A 16,907-nucleotide genomic window follows, 5' to 3' on the forward strand; every position below is an offset into this window, starting at 1 on the left:
GCATGTCTCTGTAGGTTGTAGACGTTAAGTTCAGCTGGATCACTGGCCCGAAGAGGGATCGGCTTCGGTTTGCGATGCCTCTTCATCCAAGGCTCGCTGCCATGCCTGTCTCTCAGCCAAGGCGCGCTCAGCTCCCCGATCAGTGGGCCGATACCAGTTCGGCCTCTCCACACCCTCCGGCAGGTACGTCTGTCCAGCTGCGTAGCCGTCTGGCTCATGATGCGCGTAGCGATATGCTTGTCGATACCCCATCTGCCTCATAAGCTTCGCTGGAGCATTCCGAAGATGCATGGGAACTGGTAATGATCCGTGCTCCTTGACGAAGGCCCTTGCTAGATCCCAAGCCGCATAGGACGCATTCGACTTGGGGGAGAGCGCCAGATAGGTCGCAGCCTGGGCCAAGACAATTTCACCTTCAGGAGAGCCAAGTCGCTCATACGCCTGCGCAGCGTGGATGGCCAAGTGCAGAGCGCCCGGATCAGCATTTCCGATATCTTCGCTTGCCATAACAATCATTCGACGTGTGACCTGGCTCACGTCCCCGCCCCCATCCAGAATGCGCGCTAGCCAGTAGAGGGAGGCGTCGGGATCAGAGCCACGCAGTGATTTGTGAAACGCGGAGAGCTGCCAATAGAACTCGTCCCCGCCCTTATCGAATCGACGCAGTGACGGGCTGGTGGAGCGCTTGGCAAACTCAAGATCCACCTCTTCCACCCGCTTCTCAGAGGCCGCAGTTGAGACCTGCTCGAGAAGATTCAGGAATCTGCGGCCATCACCATCAGCGAAGCCCTTCAGCAGCTGCAATGCGGGATCGGAGAGGTCAACGCCTCGCAAGTGAGGTCTGGCGCGTTCGTAGAGCTTCTCAAGATCTGCGTCAGACAGAGGCTCAAGTGTGTACACCTGCGCGCGCGAAAGCAGCGCCGAGTTAACGGCCAGTCCTGGATGCTCTGTGGTGCCGCCCACCAGCGTGAGTAGCCCTGATTCAACGTGAGGTAGCAGCGCATCCTGCTGGGCCTTGTTGAACCGGTGAATTTCGTCGACGAAAAGTACCGTGGAGCGACCGCGGACGTCGAGTTCGGCCCGCGCATCATCAATGGCCTGCCTGATGTCCTTTACCCCGGCGAGTACGGCGGAGATCGCAATGAAGTGACTGTCAGTCACCATCGCTGCGAGGCGCCCCAGGGTGGTCTTACCGACGCCCGGGGGCCCCCACATGATGAAGGAGTGCAGACTTCTTGCTTCAAAGGCAAGACGCAAAGGCTTCCCCGGCCCCAGCAGGTGTTGCTGCCCAACGAACTCGTCGAGAGACTTCGGTCGTAGCAGTTCGGCCAGTGGTGCCCTTGGTTTCGCTGTGAATAGATCTGCCAAGGTGTTCTCCTTCGGGAAGTCAGTTGCGAGTGTGCATTCAGAGCGTCTTGGCCCCTATTTCAGCTTCCCATCCAATGAGCCGCTTGTGGCATTGCTTGCTTTTTCACGGAGGATGATGCGAGCCCCTCTGTATCCAACGCTGTGATTCCATACCCAGCTCATTGCGACGCTCAGGCGATTTCGCACTCCGATAAGGAAGTAGATGTGAGCGAGCTTCCAGATCCACCATGCGATTCCTCCGCTCAGCTTTAGCTTCCCCATATCGATTACTGCAAGGCTGCGTCCAATCGTGGCGAGGTTGCCCTGGTGCCGGTACTTGAATGCAGCGGTCCTCCGCGCCCCTGTTATCAGCCCTTCAATCTGGCCCGCGACGTACTTGCCTTGCTGCTTGGCCGCCGGCGCGATTCCAGGAACGGTCTTTCCGTCCGCAGTGGCTGATGAAGCAGTGTCCCCGATCACGAAAATGTTGGGGGAACCAGGCACCGTTAGATCAGGGCCGACGATTGCGCGCCCCGCCCGATCTGATTCGGTGTCGAGCCAACGTGCGGCTGGAGACGCCTGAACTCCCGCTGCCCAGACGATTGTGGATGCCGCCAGCTTCTTGCCATTGAGCATCACCCCATCAGAGGCGCACTCGGTGACAGGGGCCCCCAACAAAACGGATACCCCAAGCTTCTCGAGGGCGCGCCTCGTGTACTCGGAGAGCTTTTCAGGAAAGACGGGGAGCAGCCGCGGACCCGCCTCAATGAGAAATACCCGGGTTTTGCTGGGATCAACTGACCGAAAGTCATCCTGCAGCGTGCCACGCGCCAGCTCCGCGATGGTTCCGGCAAGCTCGACACCTGTAGGCCCACCACCAATGATCACAAAGGTTTGAAGGGCCTCTCGAACCTCGGGATCATTGCAGAGCTCCGCTTGCTCGAACGCGCTCAAGATCCTGCCTCGAATGGTTGTTGCATCCTCCAGGCTCTTCAGGCCTGGAGCGTACTTCGACCATTCGTCATGCCCAAAGTAGGCATGTGTTGCTCCCGTAGCGAGCACAAGGGTGTCGTAAGGGTATCGAGTGCCGTCCTGAAGGATCACTTGGCGGGCAGCTTTATCCACACCCTCGACCTCCGCCATGAGGGTTCTGACCTCCGGGCGGTCACGGAACAGATAGCGGATCGGCCATGCGATCTCCGACGGTGACAGTGACGCACCAGCCACCTGGTAGAGCAGCGGCTGGAACAAGTGATAGTTCCGCCGGTCAATGATTGTTACATCGACATCCACTCCTTCAAGGTGCGTGGCGGCCTCCAGTCCGCCGAAGCCCGCCCCAACGATCACAACTTGATGACGATTTCTGGAGGTCTTGATCACGGCAGCACTCCTTGGTTAGGTGTTCAGCGCCGATGCGTGGTGCTTGAGATGATCGGCAATGAAGCTGGAGATGAAGTAGTAGCTATGGTCGTAACCATCGCGAAGGTTCAGCGAAAGCGGATGATTCACCTTGGCGCATGCATCTTGAAGCAGTTCGGGGCGGAGCTGATTCTGCAAGAAATCATCGCTGAGCCCTTGATCCACGAGCAGGGGCAGGCGCTCCTTTGCATCTGCAATCAGCTCCACGGCGTCATACTGCCGCCACTGCTCCTGATCTCCCCCCAAGTAGGCCGAAAACGCCTTCTGGCCCCAAGGAGCCTGGGTGGGTGCCACGATCGGAGAGAAGGCGGATACGCTGCGATAGCGACCTGGATTTCGCAAAGCGATGACCAAGGCACCGTGGCCGCCCATTGAGTGGCCGCTAATTGAGCGAGCCTGGCTAACAGGGAAGTTCTTCTCAACGAGAGCAGGCAGCTCACTTACAACGTAGTCATACATGCGGTAGTGGTCGGACCACGGTGCCTCGGTGGCATTGACGTAGAACCCCGCACCTTGGCCGAGATCGTAAGCTGGATCATCCGCGACGGACTCTCCGCGCGGACTTGTATCCGGAGCAACGATGGCAATGCCATGCTCAGCAGCGAGCTGCTGCACTGCAGACTTGGTGATGAAGTTCTGCTCTGTGCACGTCAGGCCAGAGAGCCAGTAGAGAACAGGTACCGGGCCGCTGGACGCCTGCGGAGGGAGATAGACTCCAAACTTCATGGTGCAACCAAGGCTGGATGATTCATGCTGGTAGACGTCCTGCCATCCACCGAAGCTTGCGTGACGCTCAATGCGTTCCATTGTTCTTTCCTCTGAGTTGAATTTGATAGGCCATCTATCGCGAATCGAATGTGGCCTTAAGCGAGGCTTTAGGCCTTGTCCTCGACTGCCGAGTCACCGTGTGCATGCCTGATCCTTCGGACAATCCACCAAATCAGCAGCAATACAGCGGGAACCAAGATCGCAGTGACGGTTGCTGCGATGTCATGCGTCCCAGGCAAACCCTTGAGCAGGTATGCGAGAAGACTCACGACGTAGTACGAGATGGCGGCCACCGACAAACCTTCCACCGTCTGCTGCAGGCGCAGCTGAACCTTCGCCCGTTCATTCATGGACGCCAGTAGGTCGCGGTTCTGCCGCTCGAGCTCAACATCAATCCACGACCGGAGGAGCGAGATCGAGCGCGTCAACTTGTCTGAGAGCTTCCCCTGTCGCTCCTTCACTGACTGGCAAGTTCGCATGGCCGGTGCAATCCTTCGATACAAGAAGTCCGCCCAGGTGCTATAGCCGGCAACTTGATCCTCCGCCAACGCATCCAGTCGCTCTTCAACAATTTCGTAGTAAGCCCGACTTGCACCAAACCTATAGAGATTTGCCGCGGCGTCCGCCTCCAACTCTGCAGCCAGGCTGGTCAAATCCGAGAGGAGCACGTCACTGTCACGACGTCCGCCGGAGGCCCTGCGCATCTCTTCAGTAATTGCAGCCAGACGCGCCTCCATGCGACGAAGATTCGACGTCATGGAACGAGTCAGCGGTAGCGCTAGGAGGGCAAGCGTTCGGTATGTCTCGACCTCGAGCAGTCGTTGCGCCAGCGCTCCTGCCCGCGCCGGAGTCAGGTCGCGATCAAGGATGAGCATGTGGGTTAGCCCTTCCTCGTCTTGACGGAAGTCGGTCACAATGGCCGCGGCACCGTTCTCAACCAGCGAGTAGCAGCGGCTGACGGGATCAAAGCAATCTATTTCCTTCTCCGCCTCCGCGGTCCAAGGCAAAAGCCTGACGCTAACAGCCGAGATCACGGGTCCTGGCGGCTTGAATCCCTGTCTAAACGGGTTGTCCCCACAAGGCTCACCTGTTTCTGAGCTCAGTGGTGCGCTCCAGAGGTAGGAAGAGAACTCAGTGTGCTTCTCGCAGTGCAGATCACCCTCATTCCACGTAAGCGCGTGATGAGGTGTGGTGTGATCCTCGACTGCAGCCCCCATACGACCTGAAAGATCGTCGATCGCGGCACGATCTCGACTCATGTCCCCTTCTGTCATGAAGGAGAGCTGGAGAAGGCTTCGCGGAGACTGGGTGAGAAGGTGCGGTCGCGCATGGACTTCCTCAACGGCGGCGCGGCGGTCCGCGTGCGCCGGCATCCCATATACGTAGCCTTCTGCTGGCGTGCCTGCAGCTTGGCTCAGGCCGGATGGGTCATTCATACATAGCCTCAAGAATGGATGATCTTCTAAACACCGCTCACGGGAGGTCTATCACTTGCTTGTGCGATAGCTCAGCGAAAGGTCGTGTGGTGGAGCCGGCTCTGGTGTAGGGCGGTAGTGGGAACCACAACAAGCTGGGAGGACAGCACCGCATAGATCGCAGGCCCTTGCTCTCCCACCTTCCAGCCAGGCGCGGACCGCATGGGAGTCGCAACGAGGCTGGAAGCTCACTTCAAAGGGCCTCCCATGACTCAGTCAGATGCCGAAGGCAACGATGCCGACAGAGATTGCCCGCTCCAAGAAATACAGACAGGCGCAACTCGACTGACATCATCCAGCATGCCTTGGAGCCTCCTGGAAAGGCCTCAACGTCCTAGTCGTGACGCCCTAACCCACGAAGGGGTTAGGAATGGCGGGTTCTACTTGGAAATGAAGTAGTTCGGACACCCATAGATTGCCTCCTCTACTTAGTACTAGCGCCATCAAGCAATGTCGCGAACTGACTAACGGAGATAGGAGCGGACAATAGAGATGGTCTCGTCAATCGACTTCCTTTGAGAGTCGGTGTGGGTGTCGCTATGCGGGAACTCTTCACGCAGATAGCTCTCCAGAACCGTCGCCATCAAACCATTGACCGCCCCGCGCACAGCAGCAAGCTGCTGAAGTACTGCAGCACATTCCGCCCCGCTCTCCAGAGCCTGCTCCAATGCAGCCACCTGTCCGCTGATCCGACGTACGCGGGTAAGGGCCTGCTTTTTCTCCCGAGGGCTGTGAGGCATTGCGCACCTGTCCGTATCACATGAGGGAACGATACTATACTCCCCGATAGTATGCAAGCTAGCAATCTGCGAGGGTCTTTAACTCCGTCAACTGAGTCTGCGCCTGATTTCGAGCCGCCGCCAGAGGCCAGTGACAGACCCCTCCCGCCCCACCCCCACACCACAAAAGGCGGGCTCCTGTAGGAGCCACGCCCCACCACTCGAAAGAGTGGTTACATGTAGATGAATTGGCGGTATAGCTTGTCTAGCTCCAGCCTGACGAACTCGATCTCCTCCTCGTCCCCGGCATCAGAGAGCTCCAGAAGCTGTCGCTCCTTTGATGTAATTCGATCACAGAGGTCTTTTAGGTTGGCGCAGAACTCCGCTGAATGGGCTTGCGACCGGTCAGGTCGAGCCTCTGTTGATCCCAACATTCCGCGAGACGTTGACGGGGTGATGCCGAACTCCTCATTGAACGCGATCTGATGCTGTCGCCTGTCATCAGTCTCAGAAATGGCCTGCCGCATCGCACTAGTGATCGTATCGGCATACATGATCGCCTTACCGCGCGAGTTTCTTGCGGCTCGTCCAATCATCTGAATGAGGGCCTGGCTCGACCGAAGGAAGCCCGCCTGGTCCGCATCAACGATAGCGACCAGAGAGGCCTCAGGAATATCGAGCCCCTCTCTCAGCAGGCTGATACCCACTAGCACATCGAACTCGCCGGCCCTCAGCCCATTGATGATCTCAACTCGATCCTCTGCCTTGATATCCGAGTGCATGTACTTCGCACGCACCCCTTGATCCTCGAGGAACTCGCACAGCTCCTCAGCAGACACCTTTGTCAGCGTGGTCACCAAGACCCTGTCGCCCTCTCGTACACAACGGGCGATCTCTGACAGAAGATCGTGCCTGTAGCCCTCCCTCGGCCTCACCTCTACCAGCGGATCGAGCAAGCCAGTGGGCCTGATGAGCTGGTCAATCAATCTTCCCTTGGATCTCCCAATCTCATAGGCGCCAGGCGTAGCCGAAACGAAGATCGTCTGGGGCTTGATGGCTTCAAACTCAGAGAAGCTAAGCGGTCTGTTGTTCATCGCCGAAGGTAGACGGAACCCGTACTCGATTAGAGTATCCTTCCTGCTCTGATCGCTCCTGAACATCGCCTCGATCTGAGGAACCATGACGTGCGACTCATCAACAAATAGCAGGCCATCCTTCGGGAGGTAGTCCATGAGTGTCGTCGGCCTAGCTCCTGAAGGCTTCGAGTTCAGGTAACTGGAGTAGTTCTCCATGCCAGAGCAATATCCCTGCTCCCTCATCATCTCCACGTCGTTCGTGATCTTCTCGTAAAGCCTATTTGCCTCAACGATTCGACCAGATGCGTTGAGCTCCGTCACCCTGGCCTCCAAATCCTTGAGGATGGCCTTCGTAGCCTCATTGATTTCTGTTTTGGGGCTTGCGAAGAGTGTCTTTGGAGAAACGAGGTAGCGCGTCTCATCGCCAAGCTTCTTCCCTGTAACCGCATCAATCCAGGTGAGCGACTGCACTCTCCCCTCGTCCGTGAGCTCTACTCTAATTGCCTTGTACTCAGAGTCGGCGGGAAAAATATCGACCACATCGCCAGACACACGGAACGTGCCACGCTTCAGGGTCCGCTCAGTCCTGTCGTACTGAAGCGATGCAAGCCGACGCAGGAAGTCCCTCTGATCCAGTTCGATTCCAAGCGCAAGCTCAACCTGCAGATCCCGGTAGCTCTGTGGGTCTCCCAGTCCATAGATTGAGGACACCGAAGCGACAACAATCACGTCTCTACGCTCAATCAGAGACTTCGTAGTCGATAGTCGAAGCCTCTCAAGGTGATCATTGATGGCTGAGTCTTTCTGGATGTAACGATCGCTACCTGGGATATAGACCTCTGGCTGGAAGAAGTCGTAGTAGGAAACGAAATACTCCACGGCGTTCTCGGGGAACAGCGCCTTCATCTCCCCGTAGAGCTGAGCAGTCAACGTCTTGTTTGGCGCAAGAATGAGCGTGGGTCGCTTCAGCCGATGGATCACATTGGCCATCGTGAAGGTCTTCCCTGACCCTGTAATTCCCTTCAAGGTCTGATGTGTTGCTCCCTCCTCGATGCCAGCAATTAGCCTGGCAATCGCTTCGGGTTGATCCCCGGCCGGCGTATGATCCGAATGCATTACGAACATATCTGTTGACATCACTTACGCTCCTACTGGCTCATTCTTGATCGTTAGAGGAACTATTCCCGTCTCACAGACTCCATCCCATATGTGCGAGCGGAACCAAGGGGGCTGTACGAATGCTATCTTTGGGCGAGTTCCTTTCAGGTGAGCCTGGCAACCCATGCCTGACTAGCGCTAGGGCGTGAGCTGGCATGTCGTTACATGCCGGAGCGGCCTCAGAAGTGCACCCGCCGCCCTCCGCTCACGCCTCACTCCTCCCTACCTGGCTGCTGTACCGACTCCTGATCGACCGCAGTCAGAGCCAGCGTTGACATTAGCTCTGTCTCGATCGTCCTCTGCATTGAGTAGATCGGGAGCGCGTTCGGCGCGGAACTGAATGGCTCCTCCAGCTGACGGCCCAGCGCATCGAGACCAAAAAACGTGTACGCCACAATGAGCACCGGTAAAAAGGTCCACCACCCCAATGTTCCTGCCAGCGCAAAAGGAAGTGTTGTGCAGAATACGATCGCAGTCCGGTGAAGCAGCAGCGAATACGAGAATGGAATCGGAGTATTGAGTATCCTCTCGCACCCCCCCTGGATACGAGCCAAGTTGGCAAGCTGCTTATCCATCACCGAGTACTGAATCGAGTCGATCCTTCCCTCATGAGCCAGATGGGCAAGCTTCAAGCCAATGCCCTGGAGCACAGCGTCCGTCGGATTCGGGCCTTGTGATGCCTTGCCAATATCCCACCAAGGTGCGATCGCATGGGCTTCGTCGGCCCGGCGCAGTCGAGAATAGAGGCCAGCACTGAAGCCACACAGGCCTCGCAGGATCTGTGCTCGGCTGTTTGGATCCAGCAGGGACGTCTGCCTGGCTATTGAGCGACACGCTATGACCAGGTCACCCCAAAGGTGCCTCGCCTCCCACCATCTGGAGTAGCAAGCGTTGTTTCGAAAGCTCATGAATACGGAAAGTGCGATACCAATGAGCGTGAACGGAACGGCACTGAAGCGAGCAAAGATTCCTGGATGCTCCGTTGATGCGAGCACCGCTCCTGCGGTCACAATGCTAATCAGTAGTAGATGCAATGCGATCCTGGGCAGGATGGTACCCCTGACGGCAAACGCAACGTCCCACAACGTCGGCTGCCTTCGCATTCTCGTTTCAACATCTGGGAGACGGTGTGTCATGCCAACCTCTGATTCATTGATCGACTGCTGGCGTCGATACGCCTAGGCAACAAATTCCTTCCACTTGAGTTCGAAATGCGAATGACATCACGCCGTTCGCATGACACTGCTACAGCAGGTCTAAAGCAGTTCATCGTCGGCAGCCTCGGGCATCCATAGTTCAATGACCGTCCCTGTCAGGCCGGTTCTCACTACCGACAGGCTGCCACCGTGGCGGTTGGCAAGCATCTGACTGATGGAAAGACCCAGCCCAGTACCTTGACGATGTTTGGTCGTAAAGAATGGCTCAAAAATTCGGACCAGAATGTCCTGAGGAATGCCGCTTCCAGTATCTGAGACTCGCAAAGCGACGCCAGGGTGACCATGAACGTCGTCAACGTCCAACGTCGCCAATCCCAGCGTTCCGCCCTTCTGCATGACATAGATTGCATTGATCAGGAGGTTCACAAGAATTTGCTGCAGCTCGCCCCGATTGCCCGTTACGAGCCGTGTGGACAGGAAGTTCTTCTCTATCTTCACGGGATGGCGCTTGATGAGGTGTTGAATCAGGGGCAGCGTCTCCAACATCAGCGTGGCAGGCTCTAACAGCTCACTATGACCGGAGTACTCACTGGGCTTGGAGAACTGCAGCAACTTGGAAACAATGGTGCTGATACGCCCAATTTGATCCTCAATGAGGTCAATCTCTTCTCCAAACCCTTGACCCTCGGGCTCCCTGATCGAGTCACGCAGAAGCTCGAGGTTCCCCTGCATGACGGCAAGCGGATTGTTGATCTCGTGCGCTATTCCTGCTGCGATCTCGCCAATTGTTGCCAGCTTCTCAGTGACAATCAGGTGCTGGGTCGTCTCTTCCAACCGTCTATTGGCTAGTGCGAGACCAGCAGTTCGCTCCTCTACCCTGGAATTGAGCTCCTCGTTCCAGGCGACCAGCTGCCGTTCCTTCTCTTCCAGCTGACAGAGCAGCTGGTCCAAGTGCGAAGCGACACGTCCGATTTCATCATTGGATGCCCCTGCTCCGGAGCGAGCACTGCGGTCGCCCGCCTTGACCCGTCCAATTGCCTGATCCATCCGCTCAAGTGGCTTGAACACGCCGCGAGCGATGTACAGAAAAAGGGGTACGGTGATGACTGCAACAAGGAGGCAACCGAACACGATCGCTCCGATGGAATTTCGACGGGCGGTGGTGAATGGCTCCTCCAGAAAGCCCACGAAGAGCATACCAATAGGTACGCCCCGGCCATTGAGAATGGGCATATAGCCGGCAATGTACCAATCATTGACTACGTAGGCTCTCGCCTGCCAGGTCTTTCCCTGGCCCAGCACGGCCTCGGCCACTTCAGAAGACACCCGTGTCCCCGACGCTGGGTTCCCTCCCGCCAACAACGCGTTGGTGCTGATGCGGGTATCACCAAGGAAGATGGAGGCTATCCCTGTTGCGCCAGTACGCAGGGCCTTATCTCGGTAGACAAGATCAGTGATCTGCTTGATGAACTCGGTGTTGTGGTTCAGCAGAGTACCCGCAATCAAGACGCCAACCTGATTGTTTGGAAGTGCAACCGGCGTTGCAGCTTGAATCATTAGGCCCCGCTTCTCACTCTGGGCCGAATCGACAGGATTCCTTGCGTTATGCGGACGAATGACCTCGGCCCGTGCGGCGAGCTTTGGGGAGATCTCCATCAGATCGTCCCGGCTTACCACCCCCACCTCCACGCTGGACGCTCCCTTCAGGGCCTTTTCGATGACTGACCAGTCCAAGTCAAGCTCAGCTGGCGAGGCCGGCTCACTACTAGCCAACAAGCGACCGTTTGAATCCAACAGTGCGATGAAGTCTAGTGAACCACCTTGGGCTTTCGACGCTAGTAGGCTGCCAAGCTCTGCATTCTTGTTGACCCCCTGGCTAATGACGCCATGGAAGCTCTGCGAATCAGCAATCGCAGCCAGCGTCGCGCGGTCGTTGACGAGCAGCTGGTTCATGTACTGTCCCGCAACTTTCAGGTCCCCGCCAACCTTCGAGGCGAGCAGTCGGTCGAAGCGCAAATCCCATTGGTAGATGAGTCCGCCGACGATAGCCGGCAGGATCACAAACATTGGAAGGATCGCGATTAGAAGCAGGCGGAAGCGAACTGAGCGCGCTCGGTTCATTGCAGATTCCTAGGCTGATACATTCCAACTGGAGCACTTACGATCAATCGTCTTTCGCGATATGCCCAAGATCGTGGCCGCTCTTTCGCGATCTCCGCCAGTCTCACGAAGCACTGCAAGGATGTGCCTGCGCTCGACCTCCGAGAGCAGCCGGCTTCGTGGGTCAGAGAGTGACTCCAACCGCTCAAGCTGAGTCGGAAAGTGTCCGAGTATCAGGCTACGCTCAACGTAGTTGTGAAGCTCGCGGACGTTCCCGGGCCACGAGTAGCTCTGAAGATATGCCCGGATCCTTTCGTCGATCGGAATCGGTTGAAGGCCAAGCTGCAGCCCCAGCTCACGCATGAAGCCCGCCGCCAGCTCCAACACATCAGCGCCGCGGTCATGAAGGCGAGGAAGCGACACCTCGAGAACGTTGATGCGATAGTAGAGATCCGACCGGAATGTTCCATTCTTCACTTCCGCAACCAAATTCTTGTTGGTTGAGAAGATGAATCTGACATCGATCGGAATCTCCCGATCTGCGCCAACTGGTCGTATCCGTCTATCTTCAAGCATCCTTAGCAGCTTTCCTTGGAGAGCCAAGGGAAGATCAGCGACTTCGTCAAACAGCAATGTTCCGCCTTCTGCATAGGCGACCAGTCCTTGGCGAGACGAGTTCGCTCCACTGAACGTTCCTTTGAGACTCCCGAACAGTTCAACGTCAATCAACTCGCTGGGAACAGCTGCACAATTTATTGGAATGAAAGGATGAGATGCCCGTGCGGACAACGCGTGCAGCGATCTTGCGGCAACCTCCTTTCCAGAGCCGGATTCTCCAGTGAACAGCACGCTACTGGGCAGTGGTGCGACCTTCGCGATCAGATCCTTGGTGGCCTGAATCGCACGCGAGCTACCTGTGAGCCTGTCTCGAAGCGCAGCTGGTGCACCGGAGCCATGTAGCTCGTGACGGAGAATGGCATTCTCCCGCCGTAGGCGACCGCGTTCCAGGCAGCGCGATATAGCGGCCAGCAACTGATTGGTTCTGAAAGGCTTGAGAAGAAAATCAGCCGCTCCCGCGCGGATAGCGCCGATAGCGGAATCCAAGTCTGCGTACGCAGTAATCAGAATGAAGTCGGCCAAGACCCCTCCCCTGCGCTGGTCCTCCAGCCACGCGATGCCACTCTTCCCTGGCAACACGTTGTCCACAATCACGATGTCAAAGTGGCGCTCCGTCAGATGCTGCTCCGCTTCAATGGTGTCAGCTGCAGCTTCCACAACTTTGCATCGCGGTCGCAAGGCACGAACCAAGAAGCTACGCATGCCAGGTTCGTCGTCAACGATCAGTATCGATGAGCGCGCAAGGTCCGGCCATGCAAGATCGCCGTTTGCGCGCTCTTCGGAAGATTGGTTGGCGCTCTTTGGCGTCATGTTTCCCTCAGTACAATTGAAGCGTGGCTAGTTCCGTCGATTCGTGTTCGAGTTCATTTCGATCTTTCGACCGCTAGATGACGGGTGACATATCGAACAAAACACCCCCTCTCACGACGTAGGACGTTGTGCACCAAAGGCCAGTCTGAGACGTTCAATGCTGTCGACCTCAGTCATATGCCAATCCGGAACTCTTGCCCTACGAGCCTAGTATCGACCTCTTGGTGGCCAAACGGACCGGGGGCTCCTCGCCATATTGCCCAGAGCGCCAATGGCCTCCGTGCCCCTCCAAGCCCCTCGGCGGTCGGTCGCCACGGGAGGCTGGAGAAGTCTCGCTCCCTTCGAGCGGATCATTACGCCAATTCGGCCATATGGGAAGCGCTGGGTGCGCGTTGTCCCCGCCTCGGCCGGAGCCACGCAGCGCGGCCAAGCGCGGGCGAGTCGATCCGCCTTGCAAGAAGGTCCAGGCCCTACCGCTCGCCTACCGGCATAGAGATGCCTATGCACCAGGGTCGTCTCCCATTTGCGCGGCTCGCGGGCAGATGTATCGTGGCTTTGGACTCTCTGAGTCTCCGACTGACTGATGGTTGCTCTTCCCCTCAAGACCCGGGCTTGTTGGGGAGCCGACTAAGGATGGTAGAAGGCGGGGCTGACGGGTCGGCCTCTGACGCGAGCCGGGAGGAGAGATCAGTCGCCCATTTTCGATGCAGGCGATCTGGCCCCCAAATATCTCAATGTCGTTGGGATCATGGCTGATCAGCAGCAGTGGAATACCGGCCCCGTCCAGCACGGCCTCCAGCTCCTGCCGCAAGTGCTGGCGAAGATCCTGGTCCAGCGCGGAGAACGGTTCATCCAGCAGCAGCGCCTGCGGCTGCGTCACCAAGGCGCGTGCCAAGGCGGTACGCTGGCGCTGGCCGCCGGACACCTGCGAGGGCAGCAGATCACCCACCGTATCGATGCGGAATGCGTGCAACCACTGCTCCACCGCATCGAAGCGCTGGCCGACCCGCGGATTCAACCAGCCCTTCTGCAGACCGAACGCCACGTTCTGGCGCACGCTCAGGTGTGGGAACAGCGCGTAATCCTGGAACACGTAGCCCAGCCGGCGGTGCTGCGGCGGCAGATCCACACCGGTGGCCGCATCGAACAGGGTCTGCCCCTGTAGGCGCACATGACCCTGGCCCGGCCTCAGCAGCCCGGCCACCGCCTTCAGGGTCAGGCTCTTGCCCGCGCCCGAGGGCCCGAACAGCACCACCTGCCGCTGCGTGCACTGCAGCGACACGTCCAATACGAAATCCTGGCCGGCCGCCTGCAGGCGACGCTGCACCTGCAGGTCAAGCCACATCACGCAGCTCCCGGCGACGTCCGCCCACCAGCCGCGCGGCCAGCAGCAGGATCACGATGCACACCACCGAGGTCAGGATCACCAGCGCATTGGCCTTGCCGTCCTGGCCGGCCTGCACCGCTTCGTAGATGGCGATCGACAGCGTCTGCGTGCGGCCGGGAATGCTGCCCGCCACCATCAGCGTCGCGCCGAACTCGCCCATCGCGCGTGCAAACGCCAGCAGCAGGCCGGCGAGGATGCCGCGCCACGCCAGCGGCAGCGTGATGCGGAAGAACACCGCTGCTTCGGACACACCGAGCGTGCGTGCGGCCTGCTCCAACTGTCCATCCACTTCCTCGAACGCCGCGCGTGCCGGCTTGAACACCAGCGGCAGCGAGGCCACCGCCGCAGCGATCACCGCCGCCTGCCAGGTGAACACCAGGTTGATGCCGAACCACGACTGCAGCCACGCGCCGATCGGGCCGTTGCGGCCGATCAGCACCAGCAGGTAATACCCCAGCACGGTCGGCGGCAGCACCATCGGCAGGGTCAGCAGCGAATCCAGCAGCTCACGGCCAGGAAATCGCCGACGTGCCAGCAGCGCGCCCAGTGCCACGCCCAGCACCAGATTGATCGCGGTGGCCCAGCCGGCCACCTTCAGCGACAACCACAGTGCGCTCCAGTCGAGATCCATGCCTCAGGGCTTGCCGAACCCATGCTTGGCCAGGATCGCCTGGCCCTGTGCCGAACGCACGAAGGTGGTGAAGCGCTTGGCTTCAACCGGTTGCGCACTGGCCTTGGTCACCGCCAACGGATAGGCAATGCGCCCCGCCACCGGCACCGCGAAGGCACGGCGCACCCGATCAGGCATCGCCTGCGCATCGGTGGCATAGACGAAGCCGGCATCCACTTCACCGCGCGCCACGTAGTCCAGCGACTGGCGAACGTTCTGCGTGGTGATGGTCTTGCCCTGCACCGACGGCCACAGGCCCGCCGCTTCCAGCGCGCCCTTGGCATAGCGGCCGACCGGCACGCTGTCCGGGTTGCCCAGTGCGATGCGCTGCACACCGGCACCGGCCAGGTCCTTCAAGGTACGCGGCGCAGCCTTGGCCTGCGGCGGCACCACCACCCACAGCGCGTTCACCGCGAACACCTCGCGGGTGCCGGCCGCCAGCAGGTCCTGCTGCTGGGCCTGGTCCATCGTGGTTTCATCGGCCGACGCGAACACATCCACCGGCGCGCCGCGGCTGATCTGCTGCAGCAGCACGCCGGACGCGGCGAAGTTGAAATCGACCTTGGTTCCCGGGTGTGCCTTCTCATAGGCGGTGCCCAGTTCGCGGAAGCTCTCGGTCAAGCTCGATGCCGCCGACACCGTCAGGTCGGCCGCCAAGGCCGGCACCGTGGCCAGCAGTCCCAGCAACAACAGTCCAACTCGTTTCATCATTGGTTTCCCCGTTTGGTTGGGTTTAGATCGGTTTCACCGCCTATCCTTGGCATCGCAGGCGCTACATAGCTGGCCCGCCCAGAGCTAGGTAGAGGGTGCACGACGGTGCGGACCTCGTTGGCGCAGGCTGTCTCGTACATCCACATCGAATTGAAGCTGCAGCGAGATGTCATCATCCAGCGCAATGCCAAAACCCAGACCATCACGACAGGGCAAACGTAATGCCAAGGACTGAACCGCTTCGCGAGGAAGCATCAACCGGCAGTACTCGCTCCCCTCCAGAAGCACCGCCTGTTGCCCTGCATGCAGTGATAGCACCATGCCCCAGCCGCGATCGCCGCCGAACCGCGTCAGGTTCTCCACCGATTCGCCGGCCAGCAACTGCGCTAGCTCCTCTTCATCAACGCGCAGACGAACTGCCTGCCGCTGTAGCTGGACTTTCATGATGCAATGAACTCGAGCTCGGTTGAGGTGTTGCAGTTGAGTAGCTGGTCGTATTCGCTATCCGCCAGTGGCAGCTCGATTGCGCCCAAGCGTTCTCGCAGGGCGTGTAGCGAGCGGTGCGCCGCCGGATTCTCGATCAATTCCCGCAACACATGCCGGCAATGGTCATCAATCTGCAACCGCATCGGCAGGGGTTCTTCCGCAAACAGCACACAGGCAGCCGAAGGCGCATCACGTAACCGTTGTAGTAACGCCGGGGTCACATTGGGCGTATCCACCGGAAGCACCAGAGCGGCAGCGTCCGGCATGCACATGGCCACACTGTAGAGCCCGCCCAACGGGCCGCAGCGTGCCACGCGATCAGGAATGCCACCGAAGGCCGGGTAGTTGCCACTCACCCATACCCTTTCCGCACCTGCCTGTCGCAGCAGGCCACGCATGTGCTCTAGCAGGGTTCGCCCGTGCCACGGTAGCAGCGCCTTGTCACGGCCCATCCGGCTGGAAAGACCACCGGCCAGCACGATGCCGTCAGTGGGAATGTTCGTGATCGTGTGCACATTCATGGGCATTGTCATGAGCTTGCGTGGGTTCGTTATCCGCATGGCAGAGACTGCAGCCTTCGGTCCACTCGCTGTCGCCGTCCTCGTAATGCTCCTGCTTCCAGATCGGGCACTGGTGCTTGACCACCTCGATCAACTGCCGGCAGGCCCGGAATGCCTCGTCTCGATGCGGGCTGCCGGCGGCCACCACCACCGCCACATCGCCAATGCCCAACCGGCCCTTGGCGTGGGCCACATACAGCTTCAGCTTCGGACCGAACGTCGCCTCGACCTCTGCCGCCAGGCGCTTGAACTCGTTCAGCACCAAAGGTTCGAACAGGTCGTACGTGATCCCGGTCACCGGCCGGCCGATGTTGACGTCGCGCACCTTGCCGATGAACACGTCGATGCCGCCGAAGCCCGGATCAGATACCGCCGCGATGCCTTCGGCCGGATCGATCGCCGCCTGCGCGCGGTCCACCACCGTCGCGATGATCTTCTCGCTCATC

At 58.9% G+C, this 16,907-nt stretch carries 14 protein-coding genes and 1 pseudogene; all 15 read right to left on the reverse strand.

Annotated elements, in window-relative coordinates:
- Positions 1-39 precede the first annotated feature (39 nt).
- Complete coding sequence (locus AASM09_RS11575) at positions 40-1,368, reverse strand: replication-associated recombination protein A (RefSeq protein WP_005413341.1); 1,329 nt, start codon at positions 1,366-1,368, stop codon at positions 40-42.
- A 54-nt stretch (positions 1,369-1,422) separates the two neighbouring features.
- Entirely contained in the window at positions 1,423-2,727 is a 1,305-nt protein-coding gene (locus tag AASM09_RS11580) for an NAD(P)/FAD-dependent oxidoreductase (protein WP_026070508.1), read from the reverse strand.
- A gap of 15 nt (positions 2,728-2,742) precedes the next feature.
- The gene (gene fghA / locus AASM09_RS11585; RefSeq protein WP_017354482.1) at positions 2,743-3,573 is read right to left on the reverse strand and encodes an S-formylglutathione hydrolase; all 831 of its coding nucleotides are present in this window, start codon (positions 3,571-3,573) and stop codon (positions 2,743-2,745) included.
- Positions 3,574-3,641: 68 nt separating this feature from the next.
- The gene (locus AASM09_RS11590) at positions 3,642-4,970 is read right to left on the reverse strand and encodes a DUF3422 family protein (RefSeq protein WP_026070509.1); all 1,329 of its coding nucleotides are present in this window, start codon (positions 4,968-4,970) and stop codon (positions 3,642-3,644) included.
- A gap of 503 nt (positions 4,971-5,473) precedes the next feature.
- Positions 5,474-5,749: a formaldehyde-responsive transcriptional repressor FrmR gene (frmR, locus tag AASM09_RS11595; protein ID WP_017354484.1), complete on the reverse strand. Its 276-nt coding sequence runs from the start codon at positions 5,747-5,749 to the stop codon at positions 5,474-5,476.
- Positions 5,750-5,961: 212 nt separating this feature from the next.
- On the reverse strand, positions 5,962-7,941 hold the full coding sequence (gene uvrB / locus AASM09_RS11600; RefSeq protein ID WP_343368461.1) for an excinuclease ABC subunit UvrB: 1,980 nt from the start codon (positions 7,939-7,941) through the stop codon (positions 5,962-5,964).
- A gap of 233 nt (positions 7,942-8,174) precedes the next feature.
- The gene (locus AASM09_RS11605) at positions 8,175-9,098 is read right to left on the reverse strand and encodes a bestrophin family protein (protein ID WP_227832955.1); all 924 of its coding nucleotides are present in this window, start codon (positions 9,096-9,098) and stop codon (positions 8,175-8,177) included.
- A gap of 120 nt (positions 9,099-9,218) precedes the next feature.
- Positions 9,219-11,240 carry a cache domain-containing protein gene (locus AASM09_RS11610; protein WP_017354487.1) on the reverse strand — a complete coding sequence of 674 codons (2,022 nt, stop codon included), beginning with the start codon at positions 11,238-11,240 and terminating at the stop codon, positions 9,219-9,221.
- A gap of 9 nt (positions 11,241-11,249) precedes the next feature.
- Positions 11,250-12,647, reverse strand: coding sequence for a sigma-54-dependent transcriptional regulator (locus tag AASM09_RS11615; RefSeq protein ID WP_026070510.1), 1,398 nt, complete (start codon positions 12,645-12,647; stop codon positions 11,250-11,252).
- 685 nt (positions 12,648-13,332) lie between these two features.
- Positions 13,333-13,992, reverse strand: a pseudogene (locus tag AASM09_RS11620) (ATP-binding cassette domain-containing protein); the annotation flags it as partial.
- Entirely contained in the window at positions 13,982-14,665 is a 684-nt protein-coding gene (gene modB / locus AASM09_RS11625) for a molybdate ABC transporter permease subunit (protein ID WP_005413347.1), read from the reverse strand. The pseudogene AASM09_RS11620 and the gene modB, both read right to left, overlap by 11 nt.
- 3 nt (positions 14,666-14,668) lie before the next feature.
- A complete protein-coding gene (modA, locus tag AASM09_RS11630) occupies positions 14,669-15,412 on the reverse strand; it encodes a molybdate ABC transporter substrate-binding protein (protein ID WP_026070511.1) in 744 nt (247 codons plus the stop codon).
- An 87-nt stretch (positions 15,413-15,499) separates the two neighbouring features.
- The gene (locus AASM09_RS11635) at positions 15,500-15,859 is read right to left on the reverse strand and encodes a hypothetical protein (RefSeq protein WP_017354491.1); all 360 of its coding nucleotides are present in this window, start codon (positions 15,857-15,859) and stop codon (positions 15,500-15,502) included.
- Positions 15,856-16,422 (reverse strand): molybdenum cofactor guanylyltransferase, encoded by a 567-nt coding sequence (gene mobA / locus AASM09_RS11640; protein ID WP_026070512.1) that lies wholly within the window; start codon positions 16,420-16,422, stop codon positions 15,856-15,858. The genes AASM09_RS11635 and mobA overlap by 4 nt, the downstream gene beginning before the upstream one ends.
- The gene (locus tag AASM09_RS11645; RefSeq protein WP_017354493.1) at positions 16,388-16,906 is read right to left on the reverse strand and encodes a molybdenum cofactor biosynthesis protein MoaE; all 519 of its coding nucleotides are present in this window, start codon (positions 16,904-16,906) and stop codon (positions 16,388-16,390) included. Before AASM09_RS11645 ends, mobA begins: the two co-directional genes overlap by 35 nt.
- Position 16,907 lies beyond the last annotated feature (1 nt).

The sequence above is a fragment of the Stenotrophomonas maltophilia genome, from assembly GCF_039555535.1.
GTDB classification, from domain to species: Bacteria; Pseudomonadota; Gammaproteobacteria; order Xanthomonadales; family Xanthomonadaceae; genus Stenotrophomonas; species Stenotrophomonas maltophilia_Q.

Coding starts and splice junctions, on each gene's coding strand:
- mobA (WP_026070512.1), bottom strand. CDS start 16,422: ATGAATGTGCACACGATCACGAACATTCCCACTGACGGCATCGTGCTG.
- AASM09_RS11615 (WP_026070510.1), bottom strand. CDS start 12,647: ATGACGCCAAAGAGCGCCAACCAATCTTCCGAAGAGCGCGCAAACGGC.
- AASM09_RS11590 (WP_026070509.1), bottom strand. CDS start 4,970: ATGAATGACCCATCCGGCCTGAGCCAAGCTGCAGGCACGCCAGCAGAA.
- frmR (WP_017354484.1), bottom strand. CDS start 5,749: ATGCCTCACAGCCCTCGGGAGAAAAAGCAGGCCCTTACCCGCGTACGT.
- modA (WP_026070511.1), bottom strand. CDS start 15,412: ATGAAACGAGTTGGACTGTTGTTGCTGGGACTGCTGGCCACGGTGCCG.
- uvrB (WP_343368461.1), bottom strand. CDS start 7,941: ATGTCAACAGATATGTTCGTAATGCATTCGGATCATACGCCGGCCGGG.
- AASM09_RS11605 (WP_227832955.1), bottom strand. CDS start 9,098: ATGACACACCGTCTCCCAGATGTTGAAACGAGAATGCGAAGGCAGCCG.
- fghA (WP_017354482.1), bottom strand. CDS start 3,573: ATGGAACGCATTGAGCGTCACGCAAGCTTCGGTGGATGGCAGGACGTC.
- modB (WP_005413347.1), bottom strand. CDS start 14,665: ATGGATCTCGACTGGAGCGCACTGTGGTTGTCGCTGAAGGTGGCCGGC.
- AASM09_RS11610 (WP_017354487.1), bottom strand. CDS start 11,240: ATGAACCGAGCGCGCTCAGTTCGCTTCCGCCTGCTTCTAATCGCGATC.
- AASM09_RS11645 (WP_017354493.1), bottom strand. CDS start 16,906: ATGAGCGAGAAGATCATCGCGACGGTGGTGGACCGCGCGCAGGCGGCG.
- AASM09_RS11635 (WP_017354491.1), bottom strand. CDS start 15,859: ATGAAAGTCCAGCTACAGCGGCAGGCAGTTCGTCTGCGCGTTGATGAA.